Source organism: Kitasatospora sp. NPDC059088, assembly GCF_042738155.1.
GTDB lineage: Bacteria > Actinomycetota > Actinomycetes > Streptomycetales > Streptomycetaceae > Kitasatospora.
In genome coordinates, this window is record NZ_JBHYGR010000019.1 from 59007 (window position 1) to 61682 (window position 2676).

Annotated in this window: 2 protein-coding genes; one reads left to right on the forward strand and one right to left on the reverse strand. The window is 76.8% G+C overall.

Going from position 1 to position 2676, the window contains the following annotated elements:
- A partial coding sequence (locus tag ACFWXO_RS11485; protein WP_380523340.1) for a PP2C family protein-serine/threonine phosphatase occupies positions 1-1468 on the reverse strand: 1468 nt, incomplete at its 3' end.
- Between the two features lie 306 nt (positions 1469-1774).
- Here ACFWXO_RS11485 and ACFWXO_RS11490 point away from each other — a divergent pair.
- Positions 1775-2557 carry a S1 family peptidase gene (locus tag ACFWXO_RS11490; protein WP_380523341.1) on the forward strand — a complete coding sequence of 261 codons (783 nt, stop codon included), beginning with the start codon at positions 1775-1777 and terminating at the stop codon, positions 2555-2557.
- Positions 2558-2676: the final 119 nt, after the last annotated feature.

The following is a 2676-nucleotide window of genomic DNA, read 5'->3' on the forward strand; positions in this document are numbered from 1 at the left end:
CGCCCCCCCGGGGCGGGCCCGCCCCCCCGGGCGGGGGGGGGCGCGCCCCGGGGGGGGGGGGGCGCCGCCCCCGGTGGGGCCGGCGGGTTGGCCCCACCCCCCCACCGGGGCGGCCGCCGCGCCGTCGAGCGCGTCGGCGGCGACCAGGACCGCGTCGTCGTACCGGCCAGCCGGCGCCAGGTGCGCCGCCTCGGGCCCGGGGCGGCTCCGGAGCACCGGGCCGGCCTCCCGGCGCAGCCGCTCCAGGTCGGCCGCGAGGTCCCCCGCGGCGCGTCTTGGCCAGCCCGTCGGTGTACAGCAGCAGCCGGGCCCCGCCGGGCAGGACGATCCTGGTCCCGTCGTAGGGGATCACCCCGGCGCCGATCGGGCCGCCGACCGGCAGGTCGACGAAGTGCGCGGGGCCGTCCGGGCCGACCAGGACCGGTGGCACGTGCCCGGCCGAGGCGAGCGCGCAGCTGCCGTCGGCCGGGTCGTAGACGGCGCACAGGCAGCTGGCGACCTGTTCCTCGTCCAGGTCGCGGGCCGCCAGGTCGAGCCGGGCGAGCACCCGCTCGGGGACGGTGTCCAGGGCCAGCAGGATGCGGGCGGCGCCGCGCAGGCGGCCCATCGTGGCGGCCGCGGGCAGGCCGCCGCCGAGGACGTCGCCGACCACCAGGGCGGTGCGGCCGCCCGGGAGCGCCACGACGTCGAACCAGTCGCCGCCCGCCACCCGGCTGTCCAGCGCCGGCAGGTAGTCGCAGTGCACGTCCAGCCCCGGGGTCGGCGGGGACTCGCGCGGCAGCAGGCTCCGCTGCAGGGTGACGACGGTGTCCCGTTCCCGTTGGTAGAGGCGGGCGTTGTCGATGGACAGGGCCGCCCGGCCGAGCAGTTCGGTCGCGAGCGCGAGGTCCGCCCGGTCGAAGCCGGGCCGGTCGCCGGACCGGACGAAGTCGGCGATCCCCAGCAGCACGCCGCGGGCGACCATGGGGACGACCAGGTAGCTGTGCACACCGGCGGCGGCCAGCTGGGCGGCGCCGCTCGGGGTGGAGGCGATCCGCAGGTAGTCGTCCGGGGTGGTCCTGGTGACCAGGACCGGTTCGCCGGTGACCAGGGCGTCCCTGGAGTAGCTGGGCCCGACCACGCTGGGGCTGCCGACCGGGTCGGCCTCGATCACCCGCACGCTCGGCATCCAGGCGATCGCCATCGCGCGCAGCGCGGGCGGCTCCGGGCCCTGCCAGCGCTCGGTCTCCTCGCCCCGCAGCACCGTTTCGAGGAGGTCGACCGCCGCACCGTCGGCGAACCTCGGCACGGTGGAGTCGGCCAGCTCCTGCGCGGTGCGCCGCAGGTCGAGCGTGGTGCCGATCCGCCGCCCCGCCTCGTTCAGCCAGGAGAGGTCGGCGGGCAGGCGCTCGGTTCCGGCCCCGCCGTGCGGGGCGCCCCCACGGCCGTACGGGCCTCCGCCGCGGCCCGGGAGTTGCGGTTCGGCCATGGCCTCCGCCTGTCCTGTGCAGTCCGGCCGTCCCCACCAGCCTGGCACGGCGCGCGGCCGGTCGCACGGCGCGGCCGTCGGGCCGCCCGGTTCGGAACGGTCCCGGGGCCGCCCGGTTCGGAGCGGTCTCGGGTGCGCGATCCTCGCGCATATTTGCGTGTTTACGCAAGCCTCCGATCGTCGTCCCTCTCCCCGCCGAGTGGCGGATGTTCCCGACGGGCCGTCAGGGGCCAGCCTTGCGGGCAGTTCGACAGGTTCACGTCATCCCCCACAGGCGGCCCCCACGCCGCCGGACAAGGACACGTCATGAGGCACTTCCCCCTGCCCGGAATCCTCGCCACCGCCGCCGCGGCCGCCGCCCTCGTACTCGCCGCACCGGCGGCCGGCGCCTCCGCCACCCCCCTGCCCAGCCGGCCCATCATCGGCGGCGGCGCCGCCTCCCAGGGCTACACCTTCATCGTCTCGCTCCAGCAGAACGGCCAGCACATCTGCGGCGCCTCGCTGATCTCGCCCACCTGGGCGGTCACCGCGGCCCACTGCGTGGCCGGCGGCACCGCCGACCAGTTCACCGTCCGGGTCGGCTCCAACGACCGGACCTCGGGCGGCGAGGTGGCCTCGCTCGCCAAGGTCGTCCCCCACCCGAACTACAGCACCAACAACGACATCGCCCTGCTCCAGCTCAGCGCCCCCGTCCAGGCCACCCCGATCGCCATCGCCGACGGCGCACCGGCCGGCACCGCGATCAAGCTGCTCGGCTGGGGCCAGGAGAACCCGCAGCCCGGCGCCGACGGCGGCCCGGACCAGCTCAAGGAGCTCGACACCAGCCTGCTCCCGAGCGGCTGCGCCGAGGGCTTCGACCCCTCCTCCGAGCTCTGCGTCAACAACCCCCAGGGCCCGGACGGCAGCAACCAGGGCGCCTGCTACGGCGACTCCGGCGGCCCGGCGATCGCCCAGGTCAACGGCGAGTGGCGGCTGCTCGGCGCCACCAGCCGGGCCGGCGGCTCCTCCTCCACCTGCGCGGTCGACCCCTCGATCTACACCAACGTGACGGCGTTCAAGGACTTCGTCCAGACCACCATGGCCGGCTGATCCCCGACCCCTCCCCGGGGGGGCGCCCCCCCCCCCCCCCCGCCCCCCCCCCGGGGGGTGTAAACAACTGAAGCGGCCCCCCACCAAACCACTGTATATATCGGGGGGGGGCGGGTGCA

Bases quoted from the DNA above. Each gene is read 5' to 3' on its own strand.
- ACFWXO_RS11490 (WP_380523341.1), top strand. From the start codon at position 1,775: ATGAGGCACTTCCCCCTGCCCGGAATCCTCGCCACCGCCGCCGCGGCC.